The organism is Rhizobium hidalgonense (assembly GCF_002914525.1).
Lineage (GTDB): Bacteria > Pseudomonadota > Alphaproteobacteria > Rhizobiales > Rhizobiaceae > Rhizobium > Rhizobium hidalgonense.
On record NZ_LODW01000045.1, the window covers coordinates 130067 to 156327 of the forward strand.

Here is a 26261-nt window from a genome sequence, read left to right on the forward strand (position 1 = left end):
TTAGGGAGGAACGAGATTGGCAAATGTACAGGTTAGCGACGTCACCAAGAGGTATGGCGCGCTTCAGGTGATGCACGGCGTGAGCGTCGACATCGAGGACGGCGAATTCGTCGTGCTGGTCGGCCCCTCCGGCTGCGGCAAGTCCACGCTGCTGCGCATGATCGCCGGTCTCGAGACCGTCAGCGGCGGCGACATCCGGATCGGCGGCCGTGTCGTCACCAACGCTCCGCCGAAGGAGCGCGACATCGCGATGGTCTTCCAGAGCTACGCGCTCTATCCCCACAAGACGGTGGCGGAGAATATGGGCTTTCCGCTGAAGATGGCCAAGCGCCCCAAGGCGGAGATCGACGAGAAGGTCGGCAGGGCGGCCGAGATCCTCGACCTGACGCGCTATCTCGACCGCTATCCGAAGCAACTGTCGGGCGGGCAGCGTCAACGCGTGGCGATGGGCCGCGCCATCGTCCGCGATCCGCAGGTGTTCCTGTTCGACGAACCGCTGTCGAACCTCGACGCCAAACTTCGCGTCACCATGCGCGTCGAAATCAAGGAACTGCACCAGCGGCTGAAGACCACCACCGTCTATGTCACGCACGATCAGATCGAGGCCATGACGATGGCCAACAAGATCGTGGTGATGCGCGACGGCAGGGTCGAGCAGATCGGCAGGCCCCTCGATTTGTATGACTTCCCGGTCAACCTCTTCGTCGCCGGCTTCCTCGGCAGCCCATCGATGAACTTCCTTCAGGGCCGTGTAGAAACCCGAAACGGCAGCAAGGTCGTCGTCACCGACCAGGGCGTTGCCCTTCCGGTGGAAAATACCAATGCGGACGAGGGAAGAGCCGTTACCTATGGCATCCGACCGGAGCACATCACCATCGGCGACAACGGCGTTCCGGTGGAGGTCTCGGTGTTCGAGCCCACTGGTTCGGAGACATTGATCTTCGGCCGCACGGGAGGCGTGCCGATCGACGCGCTGATCCGCGAGCGCATCGAGGTCGATCCCGGACGGACAATGTACTTCCACATCGATCCCCGCCGTGCACATATCTTCGATCGGGAAACGGGCCAGCGACTGTAAGGGAGACGACCATGGACTTTAATGGAAAGACCGTCATCGTTACCGGTGCCGGAAAAGGCATCGGACGCGAAATTGCACGGATGCTCGCAGAACGGGGTGCGAAGGTCAGCGCCCTGACCCGGAGTGCTGCCGACGTCGACGCGCTGCGAGGGGAATCCGGCTGCCGCGCCATACAGGTCGATCTCGCCGACGCCGATGCGACGAGGAAGGCGGCGATCGCTGCCCTTCCCGCCGATTTCCTCGTCAACTGCGCCGGCACGACCGAACTTCAACCGTTCCTGGAGACGACAGTCGAGGCGTTCGACCGCCTTGTCGCGGTCAATACGCGTGCGCCGATGATCGTCGCGCAGGAATATGCCCGTTTCCTGATCAGGGAGGGCCGCAACGGCGCCATCGTCAATGTCTCGTCGGTTGCCTCCTTCATCGGCCTCCCCGACCACGCGGCCTATTGTGCGTCGAAGGGTGGGTTGGATGGCTTGACGCGAGTCATGGCCAAAGAGCTCGGGCCGCACGGCATCCGCGCCAATGGCGTCCACCCGACGGTGACGCTGACGCCGATGGCGGTGAAAGCATGGAGCGATCCCGAGAAGGCCGCCGGAATGATGCAGCGCATTCCCGTCGGCCGCTTCGCTGAACCGGCTGATGTCGCCGAGGTTGTTCTGTTCCTGCTCTCGGATGAGGCGGCAATGGTGAACGGGATATCGATGCCGGTGGACGGCGGCTATATGATTGCCTGAGGTCGGCAGCGCCGCGTCTTGCAAGGGTCACAAGGACACAGGCGGCGACTTTGGCTTCTGCACCAAACGGCGCAGCTGTTCCTGATCGACAAAATCATCCGTCACGCCGGCCTCCTTATCCGGATGACTGAAAACAAGCCCGTCGGAATCCTCAAGCTGCAGAGCCTGCTCCGTATTCATGATCCCGAGCGGCTGGCGCTCATACTCGGACTCGAGCGCCGCCTCGACGATGGCCTTTTTCTTGCGCATGTCATCTCCTCCGTTCACGAGAGCCTTTCCGGGTTAGATGAACCCGGAACGCTCTGGGGTAACGGACGGCCGGACTCGCGGTTCCCATCCGAGGATTCACGATATGAAACCAGATGACACGAAGGCTCCGATCGATATGCGACCGGCGGCCGCGCGGGCGGTCTAACTCGGCGAGGCGTCAGGCCCGCCGGCGGCTCTTTGAATCAAGCGGGCAACCACTTCAGTCCGGTTTTGCGCCTGCAGCTTTCGCATTATGTGCTGCAGATGCATCTTCACCGTATGCCCTGACAAATTGAGTTTTCCTGCAATGACCTTATTTGAACAGCCGGATTGCAACTCAGCGAGGACATCCGCCTCCCGGGGAGTGAAATCGGCAAGCGCCAAGTACTGCGTTCTCTCATCCAAGCTTTTTTCGGCCTCACTTCTGGCCGGGCTATGCTCATTCGAGCCGTTTGCGGCCGTCCCCAAAAGCTGTGGGAAAAATGTTCCTCCTGCCAGAACCAGACGAAGACCGGCAAGGGCAATGTCGATGGGAAGGGAGGTCGAGAAAAAGCCGCGGATGCCCATCTTGAGCGCCTGACGGGCGATGATGGCGTCATCCGTACTTGAGAGCAACGTGATAGGAATCTCAGGAAAACGTGCAGCGATCGCGGCGAGATCATCGCGCAGGCTCGTGCTCTCAACGCCTCTCCCGGCCAGATCCAATGCAATCAAACGCACCTCGGCTCCAAGCGCCCGATCGAGACTCTCGGTCGAGATCAAATCGATAAAGTTCCACCCGGCGAGTTCACGCTCAAGAAGCTTCACCACGGTCGTGCGCGCCAGTGTCGAATGCTCAATAATGATCACAGTTGGTGCATTGCGCCGGCGCTTTATTCCAGCACTGTCGGACACTTGCGTGCTCCCCAGAAGTTGTGCAACCCAACAGCTATTCATATTATTCCAGTTCTCGCTGCATGTCATGATAAAAAGCGAGTGTATTCTCAATATCAATAGTCTGATCTCTCACGATAATTCTTATAGTCTATAAGATATCATCGATAGATAATTGTGGCTCGCAGAGCACATTCAAGATATTTTTCATCATGAGCTTCTGGTTCGACTTGCCCGTGAAGAGTTTTGAGTCTTCGAAAAATTACGTACGGGAAGCGGGTAAACAAATCTTCAAAAGACACTGAAAAGCCAACCGATCTTCTACCGCCATATTCGGCAATAAGCTGCTCGATACAACGATCCATCGATCGGCGCGGCCTTGGTTGCCTATCGCAATTCAATACAGCCGTAAACATCGACAGCAAAACGACAAACGCGAAGAGCAAAAAAGTCTGAGATCGCCGACTACCCGTTATGATTACTGAAAACTGCGTTCTGATGACGCATTAATACCAGTTTAGCATCGTTTTTCCCTTTGGAACCGCGCCGGCGCCGACAGATCACGGCCTCCATCGGCCGGAATCGTCGACAATGGATAAGATCATGGTGGAACGGTTGGTATCCGTGAGCCGGCCGTTGCGGCCCATGCCGGCCGAAGAGACGAATACCGGGCGGGAAGCGAACCAACATATGGTTTGAAAAATGGCACCAGGAACAGTCTCGTGCCGTTGGGCCTGCGCACTACAAGTGAGGATTCTATCATCGAGAACAGGATGTCGTCCGAAAACCGCTCACACTTCATTCTCTGGCTATGCATGATTCTCTAGCTATGCATGAAACTCAGAATGCCGTCTACGAGAGCCGAATGGGCGTCCGTGAGGTTGCCCTCTCCGCCGTGGCCCCCGATACCGGCCAATTGAAGCGCGTGCTGATCATAGAGAACATGATCGACCTGTTGGGCGTCCGCCGTTCCACCGGCGGGAACGGCAATGTTGATGGGATGGAAATAACCGAAATTAACGTCGACCATGCTGCCGGTCGACGATCCGTCGCCGCCACCGCCACCGGCATGGTTGCCGGTAAAAATCGTGTCCGACGACAGGTTGAAGCCACCGCCATTACCGCCGATGCCTGCGATCTGCACAGTGCCCTGATCGAAAATGACGTTGTTTGTCTGATGAGCCTCCGCCGAGCCGCCTGCGGCGCCGATGGCGATGTTGATCGGCGAGAAGATGGCGATGCTCACGTCGACCATGCTGCCGACGAAATATCCATTGCCGCCGTGGCCCGCGTAAAAGTCGCCGGTCAATGTCAGCGCAGTTCCCGGGCTCATCGACGAGCCATGGGTCGCGACATTATGGTCTCCACCCGAGCCGCCCATGCCGCCTATCTGGGTTGCGCCCTGAAGGAACATTGCGTTGTTCGATTGGTCGGCGTGAGCCTCCGCGCCGGGGCCAGCGGCCACGGCAGTATTGACGGGGGCAAATAGCGCGACTTCAGTGCTGACGAGACCACCGTAGAAGACGCCATTGCCGCCGGTGCCGGCATGACTGGCGCCCTCGCCGCTGCCGATGGCAACATTGCCGCTTCCGCCATTCCCGCCGATCCCAGCCATTTCGGTGGGATGCTGATTGATGAGCGCATCGTTGCCCTGGAAAGCGTCGGCACTCGAATGAGGTCCCGCGATCGCCGCATTGGACGGCATGAAGACGGCCAGTGCGTTGCTGCTGATCACGCCTTCGCTGATCCCGTCACCACCGCTGCCGGCTGAATTATGGCTTGGACCGGAAGCGACATCCAATGGAAGCCAGGTCGGCACCAATGCCAGGTGCCCCGCGGCCACGTTGGGGGCGAGGTGTTGATCGGTGCCCGTCTTGGGCAGGTCTTCCAATAAGGGACGAGATTCCGCCATTACCGTCTCCATTCGCGGTCGACCGCAGATCCGCCAAGCATGCGGCGCCTTGCAGCCTGAATTGTTGAGGCATTGTGCATCTGAACCTAGCAAAAGCAGAGCCTGCAATTCGTCTACATCCAGTCGGCTAGTTCTGTAGCCATTTGGCTGTCATGGCCGACGTGCCCGTTGTGCGCGTTGAAAGCCACCAAATCGGTCTTTGGATGAGAGGTCTGGCGTCGCTTCGGTGAAGTCGAAGACACGATCATGACCATGCCGCCCTGCGCCAAATCACCAAACACCAATCCAAATAACGCCAGCCATAGCAAGTATACATCCCAAGGAATGTCCCCGAATATCCGGGTAGTTCGAAGTTTAAATCGCAGGCAATATTCGTCCGCGGTCGTATTGGCTGCGGTGACATGCTGGAACGCAGGCCGCAGGGGGACGCCGTAAAAACAAACACGCACCAAACCAAGTAGAAGGAGTGACATCAATGCCTATTCCACAAATCTCCGACACGATTCATCTCAACCATCCGGATGCGGGTGACGCGAATGCCGGCAACGGTGGTGATGGCCACAATGATGGGAACATCAACTACAACCCGGTCGCCTATGTCGACCCCACACAAAAGGTCTACGGGGCAACGACCGATGTGCACAACGGCGATCACGTTTGGCAGACGGCAGATTGGGACGCCGGCCATGGCGGAAACGGTGGCTTTAGCCAAGCCCAGAACAACTTCCTGGCGGCACTCGCGCATAGCGGCCCCGGCGGCGACGGCGGAGATTCCAACTCCAATGGCAGTCAAGGAAACACAAGCGGCGGCGACACGGCTGCGGTGGCTGCGGCGACGACCGCGACACAATATACGCAGCTTATGGCCGATCAGCATGCCACCATCCTCGCCGGTGTCGGCGGTAACGGCGGCAACGGAAACATGGCTCATGGCGGCGATATCTCGTCGGCATTGGTTCACTCGGATCCCGAAACGACGACAGTGACCAATTCTCTCGATCACTTCATAAACGCCTTCGGTCATATCGACGTCGACCATCTCGGCTCCTGAATTCAGACATCAAGGGCCGCTGGTTTCGGCCGGCGGCCCTCAAGGTAAGCAGCCTCTTCTTGTCAGTATCAAGTGCAGCGAGATCTGATAATGACAACGATTTCCATAAAGCCACCGCTCCCGCCGACACAGCTTGTTGTTGCGTTCCGGGCTTGTGCCGGAGCCTTCGGGTTGGTCTTCCTTTACAGCTGCGGCTACAATCTCTTTCTTCTCACGCCTTCCATCTATCTCCTGCAGATCTATGACAGGGTCCTGTCGAGCCGAAGCACCGACACGCTCCTGATGCTGACGATGATCATCGCCATCGCTGTCCTGGTCGGGTCGACGCTGGATATCGTGCGCAGGGCAGCGCTTTCGCGCATCGGCAGCTGGCTGGACCACAGGCTGCGGCCCATGGTGCTCACCGCATCGTTCGAATATGCCGCTCACGCCGATACGGGAGCAGCCACCGAGTGCTACAGGGATCTCGCCGCATTACGGCAGTTCCTCGATTCACCGGCCAGCTCGCTTTTATTTGACGTTCCCTGGGCGCCGGTATTCCTGCTTCTGCTCTTTCTTGTTCACCCGCTGCTTGGAACCATCGGTCTTCTGTGCGCAGTTGCGCTGCTGCTGTTTGCGTTGGCGACGGAACTGGCGACGCGGGCGCCGCTTGCTCACGCCAATCTTGCCCTTTCGCGGAGCTATCTGCGATTTGCGACCGCGCTGAAAAACATCGAAGTGATCCGGGCCATGGGCATGCAGGACGGCGCAGCGCTGATCGTCTATCGCGATGCGGAAATGGCAAGAAGGGCCCAGGACATCGCGATGCATCGCACGGAGATCATTCTTGGTTTCTCCAAATCGATCCGCACGCTTGCGCAGATCCTGATGATGGGATCGGCGACATGGCTGGTGCTCGTCAACAGCGGCAGTCCCGGAATCATCTTCGTTGCGAGCCTGCTGCTCGGGCGCGGGCTCGCACCGATCGAAGGCGCAATGGGGGCATGGCGCTCCTTTATGTTCGCGCGCAACGCCTTCAATCGCTTGAACAGAATGCTGATAACAGTTGCATCGGAATGCGATGCCCGAATGGTGCCGCTGCCGGAACCCAATGGCCTCGTTCTCGATAATGTCAGCTATATCAAGCCATTCGCCGATCGGCCGATATTGAGCGATATCACATTGCGCCTGGCGCCTGGCGATTGCATTGCGCTCATCGGTCCGTCGGGGTCGGGAAAATCGACACTTGGTCGCATCATGGCGGGCGTCGTGCCGGCGACAAGCGGATATGCGCTTCTCGGCGGGGTCGATATCTCGGCTCTGCGCCTTTGCGGGGGAACCTGCCATGTCGGATACCTGCCGCAGGATATCGAACTCTTCGGCGGAGCAATCAAGGATGTGATCGGCCGGCTGGACGGAGGTGATCCCGGCAAGGCAATAGACGCCGCAAAGCTGGTTGGATTGCACGACGCGATCATGCGGCTGCCGCAGGGCTACGAGACCGACATCGGTGAAGGTGGCAACCTGCTCCTGCGGGCGCAGCGCCAACAGCTGGGACTGGCACGGGCGGCCTATGGAAATCCGTCTCTTATCGTTCTCGACGATCCGAATTCGAGCCTGGATTATGACGGCGAACGCATGCTGTTTACCGCAATCGAGCGCATGAGATCCAGGGGGATGACCGTGGTTATCATAACGCATCGGATGGGGATCCTGCCGGTCACCAACAAGATTGCCATCATGCGTAATGGAATGGTGGCTGCCTTCGGCGACAGCGAGCGGATCTATGAAACCTATCTTCAACCACCGGCTCGAACGGGAACCTAGGGAGTGACGATGCCATGACCCTTGTTCCACTGGACGCAACGCCGGCGAAACTTTCAAATTCGTCAAGGATGGGCCAGCGGTTTGCTCAACGATCGACAGCCAGGCAACAGACGGCCTATCTGCCGGTGATCGAACAAAAACAGCGCGGACCCGCCGCCCCTTCGCCCATGCCGGTGCTCAGAGGCGTCGTCTGGACGGGCAACCTGCTGATCCTGGTCTTTGTGATTGGATTGGGAATCTGGTCGGCTCTGGCGCCGCTGCATAGCGCTGCGGTCGCGTCGGGCGTGATCGAACCGGAGACCAGCCGCAAGACCATTCAGCACCTGGAAGGCGGAATTGTGCGACGAATTCTTGTCAGAAACGGCGATACGGTGATGGCCGGGCAAATCGTGATAGAACTCGACGACACGAAGTCCCGCTCGGAGCGCGACAGCATTCAAGGCCAGCTTTGGGACGCCGAAGGCAGCCGCGCCCGCCTGCTTGCGGAGCAAACGGGCGGCGACCATGTCGCCTATCCCGAGGATCTCAGAGCGGCCATGGACAAATATCCTTCGGTCAATGCGATTCTGATCGGGCAACAGAAAATCTTCGAAGCCCGCCGCCGGGTCATGCAGGCGGAAATTCAGATCGCCAATGAAAAAATCGCGCAGGTGCGGCAGGAAATCGTCGGACTTGGCGCGCAGAAGGCAGCGCTGGCCGACAGAGCCGCAATCTCGCAGGAAGAACTGGATCAGGTTACGGTCCTCACTGCTAAAGGACTGGAACGAAGGAGCAGGCTTCTCAACCTGCAGCGCGAAAAAGCAGACCTTGACGGCCAGCAGGGCCAAGTCGAGGCACAGATCGCTCGCGCCTACCAGGTGATCAGCGAGGCACAGGCCGATCTCGCAAAGCTTGAAAGCGACCGGTTGAGCGAAGTCGCCCAGGGCATGCGCGATACGGAAAGTCGGATCATGCAATTGCGCGAGCGCTTGCGGGCGATCGACGACCAGCTTTCAAGGACCGATATCAGGGCTCCCGAAGATGGAACAATCATGAACCTGCGTATCCACACATCAGGCGGGGTGGTCGGCGCGGGCGAACCGCTCGTCGATCTACTGCCACGCTCCGATCGCCTGATTGTCTCTGCCCATGTCAGACCGGAGGACATCAATCTTGTCCATGCGGGGCTAGAGGCACAGGTTCACCTCCTTCCATACAATCAGCGGCGCGTTCCACTGCTGAAAGGTCGGGTCGAGTATGTGTCAGCCGACCGCCTCACCGATACGCAGAGCGGCCAGCCCTACTTTGCCGCGACAATCCGCGTAACGGACGAGCGGCTGGCGAAAATGCGTGATGTCGAACTGGTCGCGGGCATGCCCGCACAGACACTGATCGAAACCGGCAAAAGCAGCGTAGCGCTCTATGCTGTCAGACCGCTTCTCGACAGTTTTAACAGAGCATTTCGTGAGGACTGAAGCGGTGATGGGCAAACGAAAATTTGACGACGACCAGATTACGGGCATTCTGAAGGAGCATCAGGCCGGAGTGACGGTGGCCGATGTTTGCCACAGATACGGCATCAGCGAGCCGACCTTCTATCGGTGGCAATCGCTGCAGTTCGGAAATGTCGGCCTCCATGCCAGAAGGGTGAGAGCCCTGGAGGAGGAGAACCAGAAGCTCAAGAAGCTTTTGGCCGAATCCATGCTCTCGGCGGCAACACTGAGCGAGATGCTGGCGAAGACATCGAAGGGGCGAAACTGACCGCTGAACAGAGCGGTCAGTCGGCCGCCTTCTGGTCCGCGCCACCACGCTTCGCGCTGCTATCAGTGCGCCACTGACCTCGCGTCCTGGTCGATTTGGCCCGGGCGGATCATCGACTATACTGCACCGGAACTGCCGTGCCGGATGCCGATGCACTCATCCTGGGAAGGCAACGGCGCCCGGCAGCTCGAGAGTCAGGGATTTAAGCGCTCGCGCCGGATGTTGCGAAGAGTCGACGATGACTTCATTGGTTATGACGGACGCATTTCAACGTCTCAGCCTCGCGCTCGCGATCGGCATCCTCGTCGGCATCGAACGTGGATGGCAGGAACGCGAGGCCGCGCCGGGCAAGAGAGTGGCGGGCATCCGCACCTATGGCCTGTCGAGCTTCCTCGGCGGCATTTGCGGTTTTCTGCAGCCGATCACCGGCCCGATCCTGCCGACGGCGATCTTTGCGTTTTTCTGCATCACCATCCTCAGCTTCAGCCGCATGCAGGCCGAGCAGGAGAAAGACTACAGCGCAACCGGCGCTATCGCCGCGATCACGGTGTTCGCGCTCGGCTTCGGCGCCGTGGTTGCCGACATGACGGCGACGGCGGCGAGTGCCGTGGCCGTGACGGCGCTTCTGGCGGCGCGGGAGCCGCTGCATGGATTTCTCCGGAAACTGACCTGGCTCGAGTTGCGGGCCGCGCTGATCCTGCTGACCATGACGGTTGTCATTCTTCCCATTCTTCCCAATGAGACGGTCGACCCCTGGGACATGATCAATCCCTTCGAACTGTGGATGCTGACCGTCCTGGTGGCAGCCGTCTCATTTGCCGGTTACGTGATGATCAGGCTCAGCGACGCCACGGCCGGAATACTGCTGACAGGCGCCTGCGGCGGCATCGTGTCCTCAACGGCGCTGACCCTTTCCTTTGCCCGCCAGTCGGTCGAGATGCCCGCCCTCTCACCGCTGCTTTCGGCAGGAGCGATGCTGGCTGGAGCCGTATCGCTCACCCGCGTGCTGTTGATCTGCGGCGTCATCGCGCCGGATGTGCTGATGGAACTCGCCGCATCGCTCGGCCCGGCTGCTGCGATCCTTGCCGCGGGCGGTGGCCTTGCCGGATTGTGGCGGCGCTCCGAGGGCGGTTCCGATTTTTCACCGAAAAATCCGCTGGAGGTGATGGTCGTTTTCCGCTTTGCACTTCTGCTTGCCGCCGTGACCATCGTGACACGGGCGACATTGGCCGCCTTTGGAACTCAGTCGCTGCTTGCCGTCGCCTTCATCACGGGACTGGGCGATCTCGATGCGATCACCCTCTCGATCACCAAGCTGTCGTCGCCAGCCGTGCCTGCGGATGCGGCCGCCCACGCGATCGCGGTTGCCGCCTGCGCCAATCTCCTTGCCAAAGCCGGTCTTGCGGCAAGTGCTGGAAGCCTCGGCTATTCGGTGCGGCTGGCGATCACAACCGGCATAGCGATCCTTGTCGGCGCGGCCGGCTTGTTGCTGACGTGAACGGCTTGCCGCCAAAGCCGCGCGGCCGACGGAACAACCGTTGATCGGTTTTTCCCATTCTATCCAAATTGCGCGGGCAAGATCGGCGGCGCTCCAGCGAAAGCATTCTTTGTTAACGTGTGGACTTCACTTAATCGCTGCAATCCATCGAGCAATGTCTCGATGCGCCGACTGGAAGCCGATCGCGCGCTTTATCGCGCCAAGCAGCCGGGCCGAAATCAGGCCGTCATGCCGAGCCTTCCGCCGACATGCAGATACAGCGGATCGGTGCATAAAGATTCTAAAGTCCGAGTCGGCGGCGCAGACCACCGGTGCTGTCCTCCTGCTGAGCATTTGGTCAGCTGCCGCCCCGACGGGTCGCTAGAGATCCAAGCGGCCGGCGGAGACGAGAAGTATCGGACTTGCGGCTTCGACCTCAAACTATCTCCGCTCGACCGTCAAAACCATCGGCATAGCCCAAGCGGCCTGAAGAATCGGCCAACGCAGCAGTTTGACATTGTCATCCTCGACCTGCGCTTCCCATCGCGCATAAAATTTCTGGCTATAGCCGTTCAGCCGGACGCTGCGGCAAGCGATGGGTCCGCCGTCGAGGTTGAGGGCTACCTTGAGATCCAGCGGCGACGCCTTGAGAAATTCCGCCAAGCGGTCAAGCGAGAAGAATGCTTCCTTCGTCGTGCCGATCACGATGCGGCCTGAGCCATCCTTGGCGACAAAGGTACGGTTGGCCAGCCAGCGGCTTTTCACGTTCACATGGGTTTGCCCATCGTCGCCGATGAGGAGCGGATAAGAAACCATCGCATTCGTCGCGCCGGCAAAGGCACTTCCCCAATCTTGGTGGGTCAGGTCACGGATGTCAGAGGAGGCAGCATCCGCGATGAAGGCGCCGGCCTTCGCATCATACTGCCTGGGACCCATCGCTACCACCAGCGACCCCGGCTGCACGGCCGGGACTGGGTTCTTCAACGCCAATTGCATCGACGCCGATAGCCGCTCATCGTCAGGCTTCACGGTGATCCAGTAGGTTCCGCCACGGCGCAAGACCGTGTTGAACCCATAGGCGCCGGCGACCTGCCAGAGCCAACCGGCGCCGACAACAATCATAACGGCCAAAGCTGCAGTCAGCCCGAATAGGAGCTTGCGAATTACTGACATCAAAAATTCTCTATAAGCAAATAGTTAGGTTCAACATGCGACGCGATGCGTTTGCCCTGCGCAGATGCGATTTTAAGTGAGGCTTTTCTACGACGTCCAAATATGCTGGAACGGTCACCCGGACAGATGGATGCGTTTGGGGGGGTCGAGCGGCGACTTCAACACAGCCTCATGGATTGGCGGCACCAAAGCCAGCGGGCGATCGAGGGTTCTGGTGTGAGATCCGGCGACGCAATCGCCAACAAGATGAGCGAGGCCGGCGACCAGGCTCATCAAGAGATCCATCGCCATCTCACAAGCTTCTGCTCGACCGCTCCCTAGGTACGTCATGGAAGATGACGATGAGCCCATCATTCATCGATATCGGTTCGAACTTCGCGGCGTATGCAATGGGTTTCATACGCCTGGTTCCCCCTCATGGCTTCCTTTCGCGCGCCAGCAACGGATTTTGGCGAAATTCCGTTCTGCGCGTTTTCGCACCTCGCCCATCTTTTTTTCTTGATGGGGGAGTGTGTCAAGCTCGGCTTCCAACCGTTCATAGATCGGCAATAGCCGTAAGCTTTCGGAGCCAAGGCGGACCATTGCGCGAGCAGGTCAAGGATGAGCGTCACGATGCTTGTCAGGGTTTCGGCGGCGGAGGCGGGCTACCTGCCCACAACAAAGATGCCAGGACCACCAGGCCGTAGATTACAATCGCCATGCCAAGGATCAGAAGGGCTAAGCCAATTACATTGAACCATGTGGGAAACTGCCGCGTGGGCAGCAACATAAATGGTTTGGCGATACTGTTCTTGCTTCGAACGTTGACTATCTCTGGCAAGGGCGCAGTTGACAGAAGGGCCACGGAGAAAAACTCCTTGCCTGCAAGTGTCGGCACCTTCAGCGAAAACCTTCCATTGAGAAGGTGAGCCTGAGAATATTCACGCGGGTTCCAAATTTCAAAATGCTGAGGCTCCCAGTTGAAAACAATTTCGATGTCCTCAACTGCGGCACGGCCGGTGTTAGTCACCCAGATCTCACGCGTATTAATTAAAAGCTGCGTCCCGTTCGGACCCGCGTTCGGAAGCAGGAAAGAATGTTGATGTCGGTTAGCCCACCTCAAACGTCCTTTCGCCAGAGCGATCTGCGTCAACACAATAGTCACGATTGTAATTATGGCCGTCTGTGCAAATGGTGAGCTTAGAATTTTGAACAGCACGGTCACGGCTCTTTCACAAAAGGGTTTGGGCCGATCCCGCCGAAGCTCTTTGTTTCGGCGGGGCGGTGTTTAAGCAAGGGGATCTGCTAGGTCACCCGGCCCTAATGGAGATCACGCTTTTCCCGAGCAATCTGCTCGCTGCCAGGATGGCGCTTGCCCTTCAGCACTTCGTTGACCCGTCCCTGATTGACGCCGAAGCGGAAGGCGATCTCGTGCTGATACTCGCCGTTCCAACTGTGTAGCCAAACCTGTACGGCGTCGTCGAGGGTGAGGCGGTGGTTTGTATGCTTCATTTTCGAGTTTCCTATTGGTTAAGAAACCTCGATCTGCTTGACAGGCCATCCTCCCGAAGTATCCTTGGGATTGTTAAGGGGTGAGCTGTTTCGCCGATTGAGGCATTCGGTTTATTCGACACGAGGCCGGGGTTGCACCCCCGGCCTTTTTCGTGCGCTGCTCGCCCGATCGGCGACCAGTGGGGAAAGTAAAATGTAAACACACTGAGTCCGTCAAGGGGTTGAAAGTTAACGCCCGTGGACCGGGTGCATACGGTAAGCATCTGCACCAACTAACTTTTTTCCAATCCACAATTAAAAGCTGTTTAAAATCAATGTGTTTCACCTGAAACACTAACCCTATGAAAATACTTGTGAAACCGCGCCATTAACCTGCGGCTTTCCACACAATTCACAGTTTGGACTTGTCGGCGGCCGCATTTGGTGGGCACGATTAAGAATCGCGACGATGCGTTTCGGCAAAAGTCCATCACAACGTTTTCCAGAAGTGATTCTCTGGGGTGCTTGTCGATGGTCAGGTCAAGGCCGCCGAGCTAGGTGCTAATTCACTCGCCAGTCGGAAAGTTTTGGGGGCATCTGCTGGCGCAAAGGGGTGCGGGGGAGGCAGTATTTCAGCAGCTATTCTTCTTCACCAAGTCGAAGCTCCAGGCGCGCCGATCGGACGAATCTGGTGGCCGACGCGGCAGCCAATTTCGAGGCGGAATTGCACAAACGAAAACGAAAGCCTGTCAAACCCGCATCAATAATCTGTCAAACCACTACGAGCCGCGCAGGCACAGAAGTCGAAAAGATAACGATCATCAGTGATGGTGCTGTGGTGCCCAGGACCGGAATCGAACCAGTGACACGCGGATTTTCAATCCGCTGCTCTACCAACTGAGCTACCTGGGCTAACCTGCTTCCGATGGTTCCCTTTGGAAAAAGAACCGCGGGGCCTTGGTTCGCCCCGGAAGCGAGCGGGGTTATAGCATCTTGTTCGGCCATGGCAAGCGTCAAATGACTCTTTTTTGACGGTCTTGCCGGTTTTGCGGATTCATGAGGAAAAATAAGAGCTTCGCCGACCTAATTCTCTAGTTTTCCTCATCGGGATATTCGGCCTTTGTCTCGTCGTCGGCAACGGGAATGGCATAGGCGCCGGTCAGCCAGCGGGAGAGGTCGACCTCGCGGCAGCGGTTGGAGCAGAAGGGGTAATGTTCGCGGTGCGAGGGCTTGCCGCATTCGGGGCAAGGGCGCGCCTTGCGCAGCGGTTCGACCTTGGCGGCAGCTTTCTTGTCTTCGGGCATGATCGGTCCGTCCTAAAGCACGTCGCGCAAAATTGTGCAGCGGTTTCGCGATAACGACATGCGAGAAAATAGAGCCTTAAAGCGCGACGCGCTGATCTAAAAATCGTGACGCGCTTTAAGCATGGGCCTTCGGGACTCAGCCCTCTGGCCACCGGCTATGCACGTCGAAGCCTTCGCCGGTCAAAAGCACGATGGTTTCATAAAGCGGCAGGCCGACGACATTGGTGTAGGAGCCGACCATCTTCTGCACGAAGGTGCCGGCAAGGCCCTGAATGCCATAGGCGCCTGCCTTGCCGCGCCACTGGCCGGAGGCCAGGTAGTTTTCGATCTCGAAGCCGGAGAGGCGCTTGAAGCGCACCTTGGTCTCGACGATCTTCTGGCGGATCTTGCGATCCGGCGTCACCAGGCAAACGCCGGTGTAGACGAGATGGTTGCGTCCCGACAGCAGATGCAGCGAGCTCAACGCCTCGTCGGCGAACTCGGCCTTGCCGAGAATGCGCCGGCCGACGGCGACCACTGTATCGGCAGACAGGATATAGCTGCCCTTCCAGGTGATATCACTCTTGATGGCGGCAAGCGCTGCTTCCGCCTTCTCAGCCGAAAGCCGGCGCGCTAGGGAACGCGGATGCTCCGACTTCTTCGGCGTCTCGTCGATATCCATCGGCATCAGGCGCGAAGGCTCGATGCCTGCCTGGTTGAGCAGGTCGACGCGACGGGGCGAGCCCGAGGCGAGAATGAGCTTGTATTTCAGCGCCATGGAACCTCGACCATCGGCAGACGGGAGCGAAAACCCTTAGCAGGGCCTTCGGGGCAAGCTTACTTGAAACGGTAGGTAATGCGGCCCTTGGTCAGGTCATAGGGCGTCATTTCCACCAGCACCTTGTCGCCGGCGAGAACGCGGATGCGGTTCTTGCGCATGCGGCCGGCGGTATGGGCGATGATCTCGTGTTCGTTTTCGAGCTTCACCCGGAACGTCGCATTCGGCAGAAGTTCGGTGACGATACCGGGGAATTCGAGGACTTCTTCTTTAGGCATATAGTGGTTTTCTTCCTGTGGGTTGAATAGGCAGCGCAGCGCGCGCCCTTAAAATTTGGGCGGAAACTACACAATCAACGAGGGTTTGTGAACCTTGTTGATCAGGCTTTCCTTTATTTGTTTTTATGCCGATTGCGCGGCAATGCCATTTCGTTTGAGGAGCCGGCTTTCGATGAGGCCGGACAGGTGATCGCGGACCTCACGGTAGCTTTCCAAAATCTGCTCGCGCGTGCCGCTGACGACGGTCGGATCCATCGTCGGCCAGTAGACGACATCGACCGCGCTCGACCGCGTCAGCTCGAGTGCGGCGTGGTGGGCCGGCGGCGACAGCGTGATGATCAGATCGAAATAATCGTCCTCGAGTTCTTCCAGCGTCTGCGGCAGGCGGCGCCCGAGGGACAGGCCGATCTCATCGAGCACGACATCGACAAAGGGATCGCGCTCGCCGGCGCGCACGCCGGCCGACCTGATGTAGGTATTGGCGGGCAGAAGACTACGGGCGATCGCTTCGGCCATCGGCGAGCGGATGGCATTCATCCCGCACATGAAGAGGATGGCGCCCGGCCTCTTTCCCTCCTTGATGTCGGCGCCGAGATCCATGGCCGTCACCCGCGCCAGTAGAGCACGCAGACCAGGGTGAACAGCCGTCGGGCGGTGTCGAAATCGACCTCTATCTTGCCGGCCAGCCTGTCCTTCAGCGTCTGCGAACCTTCGTTGTGGATGCCGCGCCGGCCCATGTCGATCGCCTCGATGCGGCTTGGCGTCGCCGAACGGATCGCTTCATAATAGCTCTCGCAGATCATGAAGTAATCCTTGACGATCCGCCGGAAGGGGGTCAACGACAGGATATGGGTGGCGACATTGCCGCCCTCCTCCGTGGTGATGGCAAAGACCAGCTTGGAGTCCACCAGCGAGATGTTCAGCCGGTAAGGCCCGCCGGCATGGCCGAGCGGCGCAAAACTGTTCTCCTCGATCAGATCGAAGATGGCGACGGCGCGTTCATGCTCGACATCGGGCGTCGAACGGCCGATCGTATCGTCCAGGACGACGTCGCAAAGCCGGAAATCGCCCGCCGCCATCCCCTCACCTTTCGAGGTTGAGGCGGATCGCAACCGATCGCGCATGGGCATCGAGGCCTTCGGAGACGGCAAGGGCGATCGCCGCCGGACCGAGGGTGCGCAATTGCTGCGGGCCGAGCCGCAGGATCGAGGTGCGCTTGACGAAATCGAGCACCGAAAGGCCGGAGGAGAAACGCGCCGAACGCGCCGTCGGCAGCACGTGGTTCGACCCGCCGACATAATCGCCGATCACCTCGGGCGTATGAGCGCCGATGAAGATTGCGCCGGCATTGCGGATGCCGTCGAGCAGCCGGTCCGGATCGGCGACGGCAAGCTCCAGATGCTCGGCAGCGATGCGGTTGGCGAGCGGAATGGCCTGCTTCAGATCGGCAACCAGGATAACGGCGCCGAAATCGCGCCAGCTTGCCGCCGCCGTCTCGGCGCGGTTCAAGGTCTTCAGCTGGCGTTCGACCGCCTGCTCCACCGCCTTGCCGAATTCGCCATTATCGGTGATCAGGATCGCCTGGGCGCCGGCATCGTGCTCGGCCTGCGCCAGGAGGTCGGCGGCGATCCAATCGGGATTGTTATCCTTGTCGGCAATGACAAGCACCTCGGAGGGGCCGGCGATCATATCGATGCCGACCGTGCCGAAGACATGGCGCTTGGCGGCGGCGACATAGGCATTGCCGGGGCCGGTGATCTTCGCGACCGGGGCGATCGTTTCGGTGCCATAGGCAAGAGCCGCGATCGCCTGGGCGCCGCCGACACGATAAATCTCGGTGACACCAACGAGCTTGGCGGCGGCAAGCACCGCCGGATTGACGGCGCCGCCGGTCGCGGGAACGGCGATGACGATGCGATCGACGCCGGCGACCTTGGCCGGCACGGCATTCATCAGCACCGAGCTCGGATAACTCGCCGTGCCGCCCGGAACATAGAGGCCGACGGCCTCGATCGCCGTCCAGCGCGAGCCGAGACCGACGCCGAGATCGTCCTCATAGATATCGTCCTTCGGCAGCTGCCGGCGATGATGGGATTCGATGCGCAGTGCCGCGAGCTTCAGCGCCCCCAGCACTTCGGCAGGCACGGCCTCGATGGCAGCATCGATCTCCTCAGGCGTGACGCGCATCGGCACGGTGGCGTAATCGATGCCGTCGAACTTCAGCGAATATTCGGCAAGCGCCACATCGCCACGTGCACGCACGTCGTCGATGATGGCGCGAACGACGGCGTTCACATCCTCGGATACTTCACGCTTCGTCGTCAGGAAGGCGGCGAAATGCTGCTCGAAACCTTCCGATGCCTGATCCAGCCAGATTGCCAAGGCCGATATTCCTTCTCAACTCGAAACCACAATGTTCAAACGTCCGGCGTCAGCCGCGTCAGAGGTGGCGAGGCTTGGAGGAGGCCTGCCAGGCACCGCCTATATCGGCCATCTGGACCTCGATGCATTCGACATCGAGCGCAATCGAGGCAGTGCCGGACAGCGACAGCTCGATCGTGCCCTCCGGTCCATCGTCCTTCTTGTCGAAACGCAGCGCCAGCAGCGACAACACCTCGTCCCGTTTGCCGCGATCGATGCCGAGCGAGCGGACCGCCAGCACCCGCTTGAAGACCAGGGCCGCCCGGCGGCGCTCGAAACCCTTGCGCTTGCGCTCGGCACCTTCCCAGACGAAACGATTGACGGCAAGCGCGAACTGCGCCTCGCGCGGCGACCAGTCGATATCACCGACCTTGAAGACGCTGTCCTGCATATGCGCGGAAATGACCGCAAGGTCTTCGTCATCGAGCGCGACAAGCTTCAGATCGGTCATTCAGCCTCAATCCCCAGAGCATGATGCCGAAAAGTGTGAGCGGTTTTCGGACAACATCATGCTCTTACCAATATTCAGAACAGGATTCGGATTCCAGGCCGCCTAGCCTGGAAACATCCTGTTCTGGCATCGCCGGAATGGCGATGCGTCAGACAAGGGAAATAAGATGCCGCGATCAATTACGCAACCGCGATGAAGAGCGCTTACTCGCTGATGCGCTCGACGACGGCGCCGCAGCGGGTCAGCTTCTCTTCGAGCCGCTCGAAACCACGGTCGAGGTGATAGACGCGGGAGACGGTGGTTTCGCCCTCGGCGGCAAGGCCGGCGATGACGAGCGAGACGGAGGCGCGCAGATCGGTCGCCATGACGGGGGCGCCGCGCAGGCGCTGGACACCCTCGATCTTCGCCGTCTGGCCCGACAGCGTGATCCTGGCGCCGAGGCGGGCAAGCTCCTGCACATGCATGAAGCGGTTTTCGAAGATGGTTTCGGTGACATGCGAGATGCCCGTAGAGCGGGTCATCAGCGCCATGAACTGCGCCTGCAGATCGGTGGGGAAGCCCGGGAAGGGATCGGTGACGATATCGACCGGCTTGATGCCGGCGCCGTTGCGCCTGACGCGCATGCCGTTGTTGGTCGACGAGATGTCAGCGCCGGCGCGGCGCAGGGTTTCCAGCGCGGTGTCGAGCAGCGCCACATCGGTATTTTCGAGCACGACGTCACCGCCGGCCATGGCAACCGCCATGGCATAGGTGCCGGTCTCGATGCGATCCGGCAGGACGCGGTGGCGGGCGCCGGAGAGCGAGGTGACGCCTTCGATGGTAATGGTGGCCGTGCCGGCGCCGGAGATCTTGGCGCCCATGGCGTTCAGGCAGTTGGCGAGATCGACGACCTCGGGCTCGCGTGCGGCATTGCCGATGACAGTCGTGCCGCGGGCAAGCGTTGCCGCCATCATCATCACATGGGTGGCGCCGACCGAAACCTTCGGGAAGGTGTAGCGCGCCCCGATCAGGCCGCCATTCGGCGCCTTGGCATTGATATAACCGGCATCGATTTCCATGGTCGCGCCGAGCGCCGTCAGGCCCTCGATGAAGAGATCGACGGGGCGCGTGCCGATGGCGCAGCCGCCCGGCAGCGACACGCGGCAATAGCCTTCGCGCGCAAGCAGCGGGCCGATGACCCAGAAAGAGGCGCGCATCTTCGAGACCAGCTCATAGGAAGCGGTGGTATCGACGATGGTGCGGCAGGTGAAATGGATCGTGCGGGCGTAGGAATCTTCCTGGCGCTCGCGGCGACCGTTGACGGCGACATCGACGCCGTGATTGCCGAGGATGCGCATCAAGAGCTCGACATCGGCCAGATGCGGCACGTTTTCCAGCGTCAGCGTATCGCTGGTCAGAAGCGAGGCGATCATCAGCGGCAGTGCGGCATTCTTGGCGCCGGAAATCGGAATGATGCCATTCAGCTCATTACCGCCGACGATTCTGATACGATCCATGTGGGCTTACTTCCTGAAAGTTCTGCCTTGAAAGAAGGAGTGGGGTGTTTAGGGGATTTATCAAAACGCTTCAATTGGCGAGGGACGGAACATTACGATTCGTCCATTTTTGCGGCGGGCAGGCCATTTGTTTCGTCGGCCTGGCCGGAACGGCGGGCGCGCACCTGCTGTTTGCGTCTTGAAAGATTTTCTCTGAGCTTGTCGGCGGCGCGCTCGCGGCGCAGTTTCGCCTGTGCCTCGATGGCCTCTTTGCGGCTCTGCTGGCCGGTTTCGGTCTTGTCGTTCATGCAAACAGGATTAGCCGAATTCGCGCCGATCCAAAAGGCCCCTGCGCGCCAATCCACGCGAAGTTGGAATTTGCTGCTTGCGCTTGCCGTCAAGCTGTGGCAATAGCCGCCCCGTTCCCGCAATTGAGCCGCTTGGCTCCACGGGTCCTGGTCCTGCTGCCGTAGCTCAGTGGTAGAGCACACCCTTGGTAAGGGTGAGGTCGGTGGTTCAATCCCACTCGGCAGCACCAGTTTCTCCAACGATTTCAAAGAGAAAACTGCAGACTAGAAGCCACCACGGCTGCACAGAGCAACGCAATCACCCAGAACATAACGCGAATTGCGAAGACAATCCGTGCAGCTTGTTCCCTCGACGTTCTCGCTCCTCGATGTCGAAGCTTTAGCAGTTGGTCGAAAGTAACGGAAGAAGCCCGCGAAACCTGCCAACCAAAAGACCTGAATGCCCCTACGCTTGAGAAAACTGATCGGCACCGGCCTGGTCATCATCCTCGTCATCGTCTACGCGCGGGCGGCCACCACGTTTGCCTCGCTTCTCCTCGGCACGTCACCCTGGTGGGTGCATATGGCCTATTTGTTTTTCACCGGCCTGTTGTGGATTCGACCCGCCATGCTTATCAAGTGGACGGAAAAGCCCGCAAAAACCGCGTTGAGCCGAAAGACGATACCATGAAAATCGCAGTGATCGCCGATATCCACGGCAATGACCTCGCCCTTGAAGGCGTGCTTGCCGATATCGCAGCACTGGGCATCAGCGACGTCGTCAATCTCGGCGATCATCTCAGCGGTCCGATGAACGCAGCCCGAACGGCCGACATCCTGATGGCGCGCAATTTCCCCTCGATCCGCGGCAATCACGATCGCTGGCTGGTCTCTCTTGGAACCGGCTGAGATGGGTAGCTCCGACAGCATGGCGCATGCCGAGCTGCGGCCGCACCATCTCGACTGGCTGCGCACCCAGCCCGCGACGCTCGTCCACCGGCAGGAGCTGTTTCTCTGCCATGCCACGCCGCAGGACGATCTCACCTACTGGCTGGAAGACCTGACGGCTGATGGCCTGGTGCATATGTCCGGGCGAAAGCGGATCGAAAGCTTCGCCGAGGGGATCGATTTTCCCGTCATCCTCTGCGGCCATACCCACATTCCGCGCTCTGTGCGGCTGGCCGACGGCCGGCTTGTCGTCAATCCCGGCAGCGTCGGCTGCCCCGGTTATGACGATGACGAACCGGTGTTTCACATGGTTGAAACCGGCTCGCCCGACGCATCCTATGCCATCCTGGAAAAGGTGAACGGCTGCTGGAACGTGACCTTCCGGCGCGTCTCCTACGATCACATGACGATGTCGAACCTTGCCCGCGAACGCGGCCGTAACGAATGGGCCAATGCGCTCGCAAGCGGTTGGGTCGGCGTTTGACGGATCTGGCATGGCCGTCGGGGCAAAGTGCGGGATATTGCGGCCGCAAAGGACCTCAAGCTGAAGATCCATGCGAATATGCAGGCCCTGGAAGCGGGGCAGCGAGTTAACACAATCGAATATGCCCTCGACATACTATCGATGAAGACTTCTCTGATGGGATATAGGCGGCGATATCTATCGTCCCCCCTTCCCCAGCCTCCCAAGGTTGGCCCGCAAATATTCTCACTGCATTCTTTGGATCGGTTTGGAGAGGCGCACGAGGAGAGCGTCTTCAGCCGATATTTCTGCGCCATGGGCGAGAGCCGGTATAACCAGCGCCTCGCAAAGAAAAGCGGCCCGGATCAATTTCGATTTAAACTCATGTCGAGCCCTTAGCTTTCCCAGCACGGTAACGGTAGTATCGCGTCCGCGCTATACAACTTATTTGCGATTACGGAAAAATTCCGATTGGCACGCGCACCCGCGATCCTTCCCCATGCAGGCTGACTTTTCGCCTTATCAGCAACAAACGATTCACCATTGTTGGCCGCGAAAATCACGCTAGAATAGCTGTTATTGCGGCGTCTCCACCGAGGAATAGGGAGGCGCTGCATGCTTTGTTTCTGTCGACAATCGTGGAGGAGCATTGATGGCAACTGAAAAATGGAACAGCCCGGTCAAGGTCGGTTTCGAAGATGCCGTCGCGCGAACGGTCAGCGGGCCGTTCGATGCGCTGAAATGCCTGGCGGATTTCTGGCCGAACGCCCGCGGGCTGCACTATATCAAGGCCCGCAGCACCTGCCGGGCGGCACTCGATGGACGCAAGAGCGTGGAAGAGGCGAGAGCCGAATTCCTGGCGGCGGCCGAAGAGGCAAAGCTGAAGCTGCATTAGGGCGCTACGCGTCGACAAGACGTGAAAGCACGCGTCCCACGTTGAACTGGTCCTTCGGTCGGCATTTCCGTAAATGGAGCGTGCCAGAACGGTGCAATGCTTTAATTTCTTTAACCCTGCATCGAAGCCGTGCCGGGTTTTGGTGCAACGGGCGTTGCGCCTGATATCGCTGTATTCATAGAAGATGCCCAGCCATCATGATGATGGTCAGAGGCTCGTTACCTCTGCGGCAACGCGGGCGAGCCTCGTTTGGGCAAGCCGGATGGCTCAGCAGGCCGCGCCGGCCTCATCCTCCACCTCGAGATAACCGACGCCGATGATCGTGCCGTCCGTCGCGCGGATGAAGGATGGCAGGTAGAGCGGCTCTGCGGGCGTGCAGGCGCTCGTCCCGGTATATTCGTTGAGGGCGATCTGGTCTTTCGGCAGGGCGGAATAGTTTGTACCGGTTTCAAGCGAGGCGTAGGCGGAGCCGGCAAAGACACCACACCCCATGATCAAGGTCGTTGCCCAGAGGCGAGGAAGCAACTGCATGATGGTCTCCAGCGTTTCGATCCGGCATTTCAACACCCGGGAAGACACTTGGTTCCCTCAGCGCCGCAACAGGCGGCTGCGCACATAACCGCGGCCGACGATGCTTTCGGCGATCTCGATGGCGCGCTCGACATCGCCGCGCTGGTGCACGAAACCTTCGAGAATGACATAGGAGCCCGATGTGGTGACGGTGATTTCCTCGGCGTCGAGATCGCCGTCCGCATGAAGGGCGCCCTCGACCGAGGCGCGGGTCGCCGCGTCGCCGTGCCCTTCGCCACCGGAATTTTCATGCACCATGAATGCCGGAACCCCAAGCACCTTCACCGTCTCCTGCTGGTTGATCTGGTTTAACGCCGCAGCGAGGCATTTCGTTGCGACCCTTGGCGAAAGGGGCTGCGATTTCCATATTTGGATGCAGTCGAAAGAGGGATGACGACGATGAACGCGGTTCTGCCCACCCTATTCTCCGGGGCATTGTTAACCGGGGTCTTGCTGACCGGCTGCTCTTCGGCCGAGGGGCCGGCACTGGAACCGATCCCCGGCAGCATCACCTATGGCGGCCAGCCGCGAACGAAGCTGACCAAATCGCCGATCGGCAGCGCCGTCCATCACCAATTCTACAACGGGACCGGCCAGCGGGTGGAGGAAACCTATATTCTTCAGCCGGATCGCAGCCTGAAACTGGTGCGACGGGTGGTCGGCCCGGATTTCCCCGATTGAGGCACTCGCACACCACAACGCTTGACAGCGGCGGAAATCGCGAACATTCAAGGAACATCTAATCTTTCCCCAGTGATTCTGCGGAAGCCCGACCGGACGGCTGGATGTATCTCGAAAAGCTCAATCCCCAGCAGCGCATGGCCGTCGAACACGGCACGCTCACTGACGGCAGCCATATTGCCGGGCCGCTGCTGGTCATTGCCGGCGCCGGCTCGGGCAAGACGAACACGCTGGCGCACCGGGTCGCCCATCTGATCGTCAAGGGCGCCGATCCCCGCCGCATTCTGCTGATGACCTTCTCGCGCCGGGCCGCGGCCGAGATGGCGCGGCGCGTCGAGCGCATCTGCCGCGATGTGTTGGGTGCGAATGCCGGCATCATGGCCGACGCGCTCAATTGGTCCGGCACCTTCCACGGCATCGGCGCGCGGCTGTTGCGCGACTACGCCCAGCAGATCGGCCTCGATCCTGAATTCACCATCCATGACCGCGAAGACAGCGCCGATCTGATCAACCTCATCCGGCACGATCTCGGTTTCTCCAAAACCGAAAGCCGGTTTCCGGCCAAGGGCACCTGCCTTGCCATCTATAGCAGGGCGGTGAATTCGGAAACCGCGCTCGAGCAGGTCCTGCGCGACGCCTTTCCCTGGTGCGCGGCCTGGGAGAAACAGCTGCGCGAGCTTTTCGCCTGTTATGTCGAGTCAAAGCAGGCCCAGAACGTGCTCGATTACGACGATCTGCTGCTCTACTGGGCGCAGATGGTCGGCGAGAGCGTGATTGCCGAGGATATCGGCAGCCGCTTCGACCATGTGCTGGTCGACGAATATCAGGACACAAACCGGCTGCAGGCCTCGATCCTGATGGCGCTGAAGCCTGGTGGCCAGGGGCTGACCGTCGTCGGCGACGATGCCCAATCGATCTATTCGTTCCGTGCAGCGACGGTGCGCAATATTCTCGATTTTCCCGGCGCCTTCAGCCCGGCTGCCGATATCGTCACGCTCGACCGCAATTACCGCTCGACGCAGCCGATCCTGGCGGCGGCCAACGCCGTCATCGATCTCGCTTCGGAGCGTTTCACCAAGAACCTGTGGACCGAGCGGCAATCGGCCGAGCGGCCGCGGCTCGTCACGGTGCGCGACGAGGCCGACCAGGCGCGTTATGTCGCCGACATGGTGCTCGACAATCGCGAGGAGGGCCTGACGCTCAAGCAGCAGGCCGTGCTGTTCCGCGCCTCGCATCACAGCGGGCCGCTGGAGGTCGAGTTGACCCGGCGCAACATTCCCTTCGTCAAGTTCGGCGGCTTAAAGTTTCTCGACAGTGCGCATGTCAAGGACATGCTGGCTACGCTGCGCTTCGCGCAGAACCCGCGCGACCGGGTGGCGGGTTTCCGGCTGATGCAGATCCTGCCCGGCGTCGGGCCGTCGACGGCGCAGAAGGCGCTCGACCTGATGGCCGAGGATGCCAGCCCGCTATCGGCGCTGGCCGAAATGCCGACGCCGCCACGCTCCGGCGAGGACTGGACTGCATTCGTTTCGATGCTGCAGGAGCTGAAATCCGGCAAGGCCGGCTGGCCGGCGGAAATCGAACTGGCGCGGCAATGGTACGCGCCGCATCTGGAACGGCTGCATGAAGACGCCGCGACACGCCAGGCCGATCTCTTACAGCTCGAGCAGATTGCCGGCGGTTATGCCTCGCGCGAACGTTTTCTCACCGAGCTCACCCTCGATCCGCCGGATGCGACCAGCGACCAGGCCGGCGTGCCGCTGCTCGATGAGGACTATCTGATCCTGTCCACCATCCATTCCGCCAAGGGCCAGGAATGGACAAGGGTCTTCATGCTGAATGTCGTCGATGGCTGCATTCCGAGCGATCTCGCCGTCGGCGCCACCGCCGAAATCGAAGAGGAACGCCGGCTGCTCTATGTGGCGATGACACGTGCGCGGGACGGTCTCGATCTGGTCGTGCCGCAACGCTTTTTCACCTACGGGCAGAACGCGCAGGGCGACCGGCACGTTTACGCCTCGCGCAGCCGCTTCATTCCGGCGACGCTGCTGCAGTTCTTCGAAGCCTGCAGCTGGCCGCAGGTGAAATCGCAGTCCGCCGCGCAAGCCCAGGCGCGGCAGGTGCGTATCGATGTCGGCGCCCGCATGCGCGGCATGTGGCGATAG

At 59.9% G+C, this 26261-nt stretch carries 30 protein-coding genes, 2 tRNA genes and 1 pseudogene; 13 read left to right on the forward strand and 20 right to left on the reverse strand.

Annotation, left to right across the window (positions count from 1 at the left end):
- Positions 1–16 precede the first annotated feature (16 nt).
- Both ATY29_RS07815 and ATY29_RS07820 read left to right on the forward strand, forming a co-directional pair.
- Positions 17–1078 carry an ABC transporter ATP-binding protein gene (locus ATY29_RS07815; RefSeq protein WP_097535740.1) on the forward strand — a complete coding sequence of 354 codons (1062 nt, stop codon included), beginning with the start codon at positions 17–19 and terminating at the stop codon, positions 1076–1078.
- Between the two features lie 11 nt (positions 1079–1089).
- Complete coding sequence (locus tag ATY29_RS07820; RefSeq protein WP_003570437.1) at positions 1090–1815, forward strand: SDR family oxidoreductase; 726 nt, start codon at positions 1090–1092, stop codon at positions 1813–1815.
- Between the two features lie 27 nt (positions 1816–1842).
- On the opposite strand, the gene ATY29_RS07825 is transcribed toward ATY29_RS07820, so the two are convergent.
- The 4 genes from ATY29_RS07825 to ATY29_RS07840 all read right to left on the reverse strand — a co-directional run bounded on the left by ATY29_RS07825 (position 1843) and on the right by ATY29_RS07840 (position 5322).
- Positions 1843–2064 (reverse strand): hypothetical protein, encoded by a 222-nt coding sequence (locus ATY29_RS07825; protein WP_003570438.1) that lies wholly within the window; start codon positions 2062–2064, stop codon positions 1843–1845.
- 162 nt (positions 2065–2226) lie between these two features.
- Complete coding sequence (locus tag ATY29_RS07830) at positions 2227–3000, reverse strand: response regulator transcription factor (protein ID WP_037092481.1); 774 nt, start codon at positions 2998–3000, stop codon at positions 2227–2229.
- 760 nt (positions 3001–3760) lie between these two features.
- On the reverse strand, positions 3761–4849 hold the full coding sequence (locus ATY29_RS07835) for a hypothetical protein (protein ID WP_097535743.1): 1089 nt from the start codon (positions 4847–4849) through the stop codon (positions 3761–3763).
- A gap of 113 nt (positions 4850–4962) precedes the next feature.
- Positions 4963–5322 (reverse strand): hypothetical protein, encoded by a 360-nt coding sequence (locus ATY29_RS07840; RefSeq protein ID WP_038573584.1) that lies wholly within the window; start codon positions 5320–5322, stop codon positions 4963–4965.
- A gap of 2 nt (positions 5323–5324) precedes the next feature.
- On the opposite strand from ATY29_RS07840, the gene ATY29_RS07845 reads away from it, so the two are divergent.
- From ATY29_RS07845 to ATY29_RS07865, 5 genes are all read left to right on the forward strand, one after another.
- Positions 5325–5900 (forward strand): hypothetical protein, encoded by a 576-nt coding sequence (locus ATY29_RS07845; RefSeq protein WP_025415308.1) that lies wholly within the window; start codon positions 5325–5327, stop codon positions 5898–5900.
- Between the two features lie 90 nt (positions 5901–5990).
- On the forward strand, positions 5991–7706 hold the full coding sequence (locus ATY29_RS07850) for a type I secretion system permease/ATPase (RefSeq protein ID WP_097535746.1): 1716 nt from the start codon (positions 5991–5993) through the stop codon (positions 7704–7706).
- A gap of 14 nt (positions 7707–7720) precedes the next feature.
- Positions 7721–9160, forward strand: coding sequence for an HlyD family type I secretion periplasmic adaptor subunit (locus tag ATY29_RS07855; protein ID WP_003570445.1), 1440 nt, complete (start codon positions 7721–7723; stop codon positions 9158–9160).
- Between the two features lie 7 nt (positions 9161–9167).
- Positions 9168–9446, forward strand: coding sequence for a transposase (locus tag ATY29_RS07860; protein ID WP_003570447.1), 279 nt, complete (start codon positions 9168–9170; stop codon positions 9444–9446).
- A gap of 238 nt (positions 9447–9684) precedes the next feature.
- Positions 9685–10944 carry an MgtC/SapB family protein gene (locus ATY29_RS07865; RefSeq protein ID WP_097535748.1) on the forward strand — a complete coding sequence of 420 codons (1260 nt, stop codon included), beginning with the start codon at positions 9685–9687 and terminating at the stop codon, positions 10942–10944.
- A gap of 420 nt (positions 10945–11364) precedes the next feature.
- Here ATY29_RS07865 and ATY29_RS07870 read toward each other — a convergent pair whose 3' ends face one another.
- From ATY29_RS07870 to ATY29_RS07930, 14 genes are all read right to left on the reverse strand, one after another.
- On the reverse strand, positions 11365–12096 hold the full coding sequence (locus ATY29_RS07870; protein ID WP_097535750.1) for a phosphodiester glycosidase family protein: 732 nt from the start codon (positions 12094–12096) through the stop codon (positions 11365–11367).
- 114 nt (positions 12097–12210) lie between these two features.
- A complete protein-coding gene (locus ATY29_RS36790) occupies positions 12211–12387 on the reverse strand; it encodes a hypothetical protein (protein WP_165779403.1) in 177 nt (58 codons plus the stop codon).
- Between the two features lie 328 nt (positions 12388–12715).
- Positions 12716–13300, reverse strand: a complete 585-nt coding sequence (locus tag ATY29_RS07875) for a hypothetical protein (RefSeq protein WP_097535752.1) — start codon at positions 13298–13300, stop codon at positions 12716–12718.
- 95 nt (positions 13301–13395) lie between these two features.
- Complete coding sequence (locus ATY29_RS07880; RefSeq protein ID WP_097535754.1) at positions 13396–13587, reverse strand: hypothetical protein; 192 nt, start codon at positions 13585–13587, stop codon at positions 13396–13398.
- Between the two features lie 815 nt (positions 13588–14402).
- A tRNA-Phe gene (locus tag ATY29_RS07885) sits at positions 14403–14478 on the reverse strand.
- 179 nt (positions 14479–14657) lie between these two features.
- Positions 14658–14870, reverse strand: coding sequence for a DNA gyrase inhibitor YacG (yacG, locus tag ATY29_RS07890; protein WP_049732883.1), 213 nt, complete (start codon positions 14868–14870; stop codon positions 14658–14660).
- 136 nt (positions 14871–15006) lie between these two features.
- Positions 15007–15627 (reverse strand): Maf-like protein, encoded by a 621-nt coding sequence (locus ATY29_RS07895; RefSeq protein WP_003570453.1) that lies wholly within the window; start codon positions 15625–15627, stop codon positions 15007–15009.
- Between the two features lie 59 nt (positions 15628–15686).
- Entirely contained in the window at positions 15687–15905 is a 219-nt protein-coding gene (infA, locus tag ATY29_RS07900) for a translation initiation factor IF-1 (RefSeq protein WP_003545338.1), read from the reverse strand.
- A 123-nt stretch (positions 15906–16028) separates the two neighbouring features.
- Positions 16029–16505 (reverse strand): arsenate-mycothiol transferase ArsC, encoded by a 477-nt coding sequence (locus tag ATY29_RS07905; protein WP_003570454.1) that lies wholly within the window; start codon positions 16503–16505, stop codon positions 16029–16031.
- A gap of 5 nt (positions 16506–16510) precedes the next feature.
- Positions 16511–16984 (reverse strand): UPF0262 family protein, encoded by a 474-nt coding sequence (locus tag ATY29_RS07910; RefSeq protein ID WP_003570455.1) that lies wholly within the window; start codon positions 16982–16984, stop codon positions 16511–16513.
- Positions 16985–16988: 4 nt separating this feature from the next.
- Positions 16989–18287: a histidinol dehydrogenase gene (gene hisD, locus ATY29_RS07915; RefSeq protein ID WP_025415301.1), complete on the reverse strand. Its 1299-nt coding sequence runs from the start codon at positions 18285–18287 to the stop codon at positions 16989–16991.
- Between the two features lie 58 nt (positions 18288–18345).
- The gene (locus ATY29_RS07920; RefSeq protein WP_097535756.1) at positions 18346–18777 is read right to left on the reverse strand and encodes a DUF2948 family protein; all 432 of its coding nucleotides are present in this window, start codon (positions 18775–18777) and stop codon (positions 18346–18348) included.
- A 203-nt stretch (positions 18778–18980) separates the two neighbouring features.
- Positions 18981–20273, reverse strand: coding sequence for a UDP-N-acetylglucosamine 1-carboxyvinyltransferase (gene murA / locus ATY29_RS07925; RefSeq protein WP_097535758.1), 1293 nt, complete (start codon positions 20271–20273; stop codon positions 18981–18983).
- Positions 20274–20365: 92 nt separating this feature from the next.
- On the reverse strand, positions 20366–20560 hold the full coding sequence (locus ATY29_RS07930; RefSeq protein WP_010069185.1) for a hypothetical protein: 195 nt from the start codon (positions 20558–20560) through the stop codon (positions 20366–20368).
- Positions 20561–20715: 155 nt separating this feature from the next.
- On the opposite strand from ATY29_RS07930, the gene ATY29_RS07935 reads away from it, so the two are divergent.
- The 4 genes and pseudogenes from ATY29_RS07935 to ATY29_RS07955 all read left to right on the forward strand — a co-directional run bounded on the left by ATY29_RS07935 (position 20716) and on the right by ATY29_RS07955 (position 22845).
- Positions 20716–20790, forward strand: a tRNA-Thr gene (locus tag ATY29_RS07935).
- A gap of 209 nt (positions 20791–20999) precedes the next feature.
- On the forward strand, positions 21000–21230 hold the full coding sequence (locus ATY29_RS07940) for a DUF2842 domain-containing protein (RefSeq protein WP_003570465.1): 231 nt from the start codon (positions 21000–21002) through the stop codon (positions 21228–21230).
- Positions 21227–21971, forward strand: a pseudogene (locus ATY29_RS07945) (metallophosphoesterase family protein). The gene ATY29_RS07940 and the pseudogene ATY29_RS07945 overlap by 4 nt, the downstream one beginning before the upstream one ends.
- A 631-nt stretch (positions 21972–22602) precedes the next feature.
- Complete coding sequence (locus tag ATY29_RS07955) at positions 22603–22845, forward strand: DUF982 domain-containing protein (RefSeq protein ID WP_003570471.1); 243 nt, start codon at positions 22603–22605, stop codon at positions 22843–22845.
- Between the two features lie 267 nt (positions 22846–23112).
- Here ATY29_RS07955 and ATY29_RS07960 read toward each other — a convergent pair whose 3' ends face one another.
- A complete protein-coding gene (locus ATY29_RS07960) occupies positions 23113–23376 on the reverse strand; it encodes a hypothetical protein (protein ID WP_097535778.1) in 264 nt (87 codons plus the stop codon).
- Positions 23377–23433: 57 nt separating this feature from the next.
- Positions 23434–23694 carry a BON domain-containing protein gene (locus tag ATY29_RS07965; RefSeq protein WP_097535780.1) on the reverse strand — a complete coding sequence of 87 codons (261 nt, stop codon included), beginning with the start codon at positions 23692–23694 and terminating at the stop codon, positions 23434–23436.
- A gap of 120 nt (positions 23695–23814) precedes the next feature.
- On the opposite strand from ATY29_RS07965, the gene ATY29_RS07970 reads away from it, so the two are divergent.
- Both ATY29_RS07970 and ATY29_RS07975 read left to right on the forward strand, forming a co-directional pair.
- Complete coding sequence (locus tag ATY29_RS07970; protein ID WP_003570474.1) at positions 23815–24096, forward strand: hypothetical protein; 282 nt, start codon at positions 23815–23817, stop codon at positions 24094–24096.
- A 104-nt stretch (positions 24097–24200) separates the two neighbouring features.
- Positions 24201–26261: an ATP-dependent helicase gene (locus tag ATY29_RS07975; RefSeq protein WP_097535762.1), complete on the forward strand. Its 2061-nt coding sequence runs from the start codon at positions 24201–24203 to the stop codon at positions 26259–26261.

Excerpts from the sequence above, each read along its gene's own strand:
- ATY29_RS07820 (WP_003570437.1), top strand. The coding sequence starts at position 1,090 with ATGGACTTTAATGGAAAGACCGTCATCGTTACCGGTGCCGGAAAAGGC.
- ATY29_RS07825 (WP_003570438.1), bottom strand. The coding sequence starts at position 2,064 with ATGCGCAAGAAAAAGGCCATCGTCGAGGCGGCGCTCGAGTCCGAGTAT.
- ATY29_RS07830 (WP_037092481.1), bottom strand. The coding sequence starts at position 3,000 with ATGAATAGCTGTTGGGTTGCACAACTTCTGGGGAGCACGCAAGTGTCC.
- ATY29_RS07835 (WP_097535743.1), bottom strand. The coding sequence starts at position 4,849 with ATGGCGGAATCTCGTCCCTTATTGGAAGACCTGCCCAAGACGGGCACC.
- ATY29_RS07840 (WP_038573584.1), bottom strand. The coding sequence starts at position 5,322 with ATGTCACTCCTTCTACTTGGTTTGGTGCGTGTTTGTTTTTACGGCGTC.
- ATY29_RS07845 (WP_025415308.1), top strand. The coding sequence starts at position 5,325 with ATGCCTATTCCACAAATCTCCGACACGATTCATCTCAACCATCCGGAT.
- ATY29_RS07850 (WP_097535746.1), top strand. The coding sequence starts at position 5,991 with ATGACAACGATTTCCATAAAGCCACCGCTCCCGCCGACACAGCTTGTT.
- ATY29_RS07855 (WP_003570445.1), top strand. The coding sequence starts at position 7,721 with ATGACCCTTGTTCCACTGGACGCAACGCCGGCGAAACTTTCAAATTCG.
- ATY29_RS07860 (WP_003570447.1), top strand. The coding sequence starts at position 9,168 with ATGGGCAAACGAAAATTTGACGACGACCAGATTACGGGCATTCTGAAG.
- ATY29_RS07865 (WP_097535748.1), top strand. The coding sequence starts at position 9,685 with ATGACTTCATTGGTTATGACGGACGCATTTCAACGTCTCAGCCTCGCG.
- ATY29_RS07870 (WP_097535750.1), bottom strand. The coding sequence starts at position 12,096 with ATGTCAGTAATTCGCAAGCTCCTATTCGGGCTGACTGCAGCTTTGGCC.
- ATY29_RS36790 (WP_165779403.1), bottom strand. The coding sequence starts at position 12,387 with ATGGCGATGGATCTCTTGATGAGCCTGGTCGCCGGCCTCGCTCATCTT.
- ATY29_RS07880 (WP_097535754.1), bottom strand. The coding sequence starts at position 13,587 with ATGAAGCATACAAACCACCGCCTCACCCTCGACGACGCCGTACAGGTT.
- yacG (WP_049732883.1), bottom strand. The coding sequence starts at position 14,870 with ATGCCCGAAGACAAGAAAGCTGCCGCCAAGGTCGAACCGCTGCGCAAG.
- ATY29_RS07895 (WP_003570453.1), bottom strand. The coding sequence starts at position 15,627 with ATGGCGCTGAAATACAAGCTCATTCTCGCCTCGGGCTCGCCCCGTCGC.
- infA (WP_003545338.1), bottom strand. The coding sequence starts at position 15,905 with ATGCCTAAAGAAGAAGTCCTCGAATTCCCCGGTATCGTCACCGAACTT.
- ATY29_RS07905 (WP_003570454.1), bottom strand. The coding sequence starts at position 16,505 with ATGGATCTCGGCGCCGACATCAAGGAGGGAAAGAGGCCGGGCGCCATC.
- ATY29_RS07910 (WP_003570455.1), bottom strand. The coding sequence starts at position 16,984 with ATGGCGGCGGGCGATTTCCGGCTTTGCGACGTCGTCCTGGACGATACG.
- ATY29_RS07920 (WP_097535756.1), bottom strand. The coding sequence starts at position 18,777 with ATGACCGATCTGAAGCTTGTCGCGCTCGATGACGAAGACCTTGCGGTC.
- murA (WP_097535758.1), bottom strand. The coding sequence starts at position 20,273 with ATGGATCGTATCAGAATCGTCGGCGGTAATGAGCTGAATGGCATCATT.
- ATY29_RS07930 (WP_010069185.1), bottom strand. The coding sequence starts at position 20,560 with ATGAACGACAAGACCGAAACCGGCCAGCAGAGCCGCAAAGAGGCCATC.
- ATY29_RS07940 (WP_003570465.1), top strand. The coding sequence starts at position 21,000 with ATGCCCCTACGCTTGAGAAAACTGATCGGCACCGGCCTGGTCATCATC.
- ATY29_RS07955 (WP_003570471.1), top strand. The coding sequence starts at position 22,603 with ATGGCAACTGAAAAATGGAACAGCCCGGTCAAGGTCGGTTTCGAAGAT.
- ATY29_RS07960 (WP_097535778.1), bottom strand. The coding sequence starts at position 23,376 with ATGCAGTTGCTTCCTCGCCTCTGGGCAACGACCTTGATCATGGGGTGT.
- ATY29_RS07970 (WP_003570474.1), top strand. The coding sequence starts at position 23,815 with ATGAACGCGGTTCTGCCCACCCTATTCTCCGGGGCATTGTTAACCGGG.
- ATY29_RS07975 (WP_097535762.1), top strand. The coding sequence starts at position 24,201 with ATGTATCTCGAAAAGCTCAATCCCCAGCAGCGCATGGCCGTCGAACAC.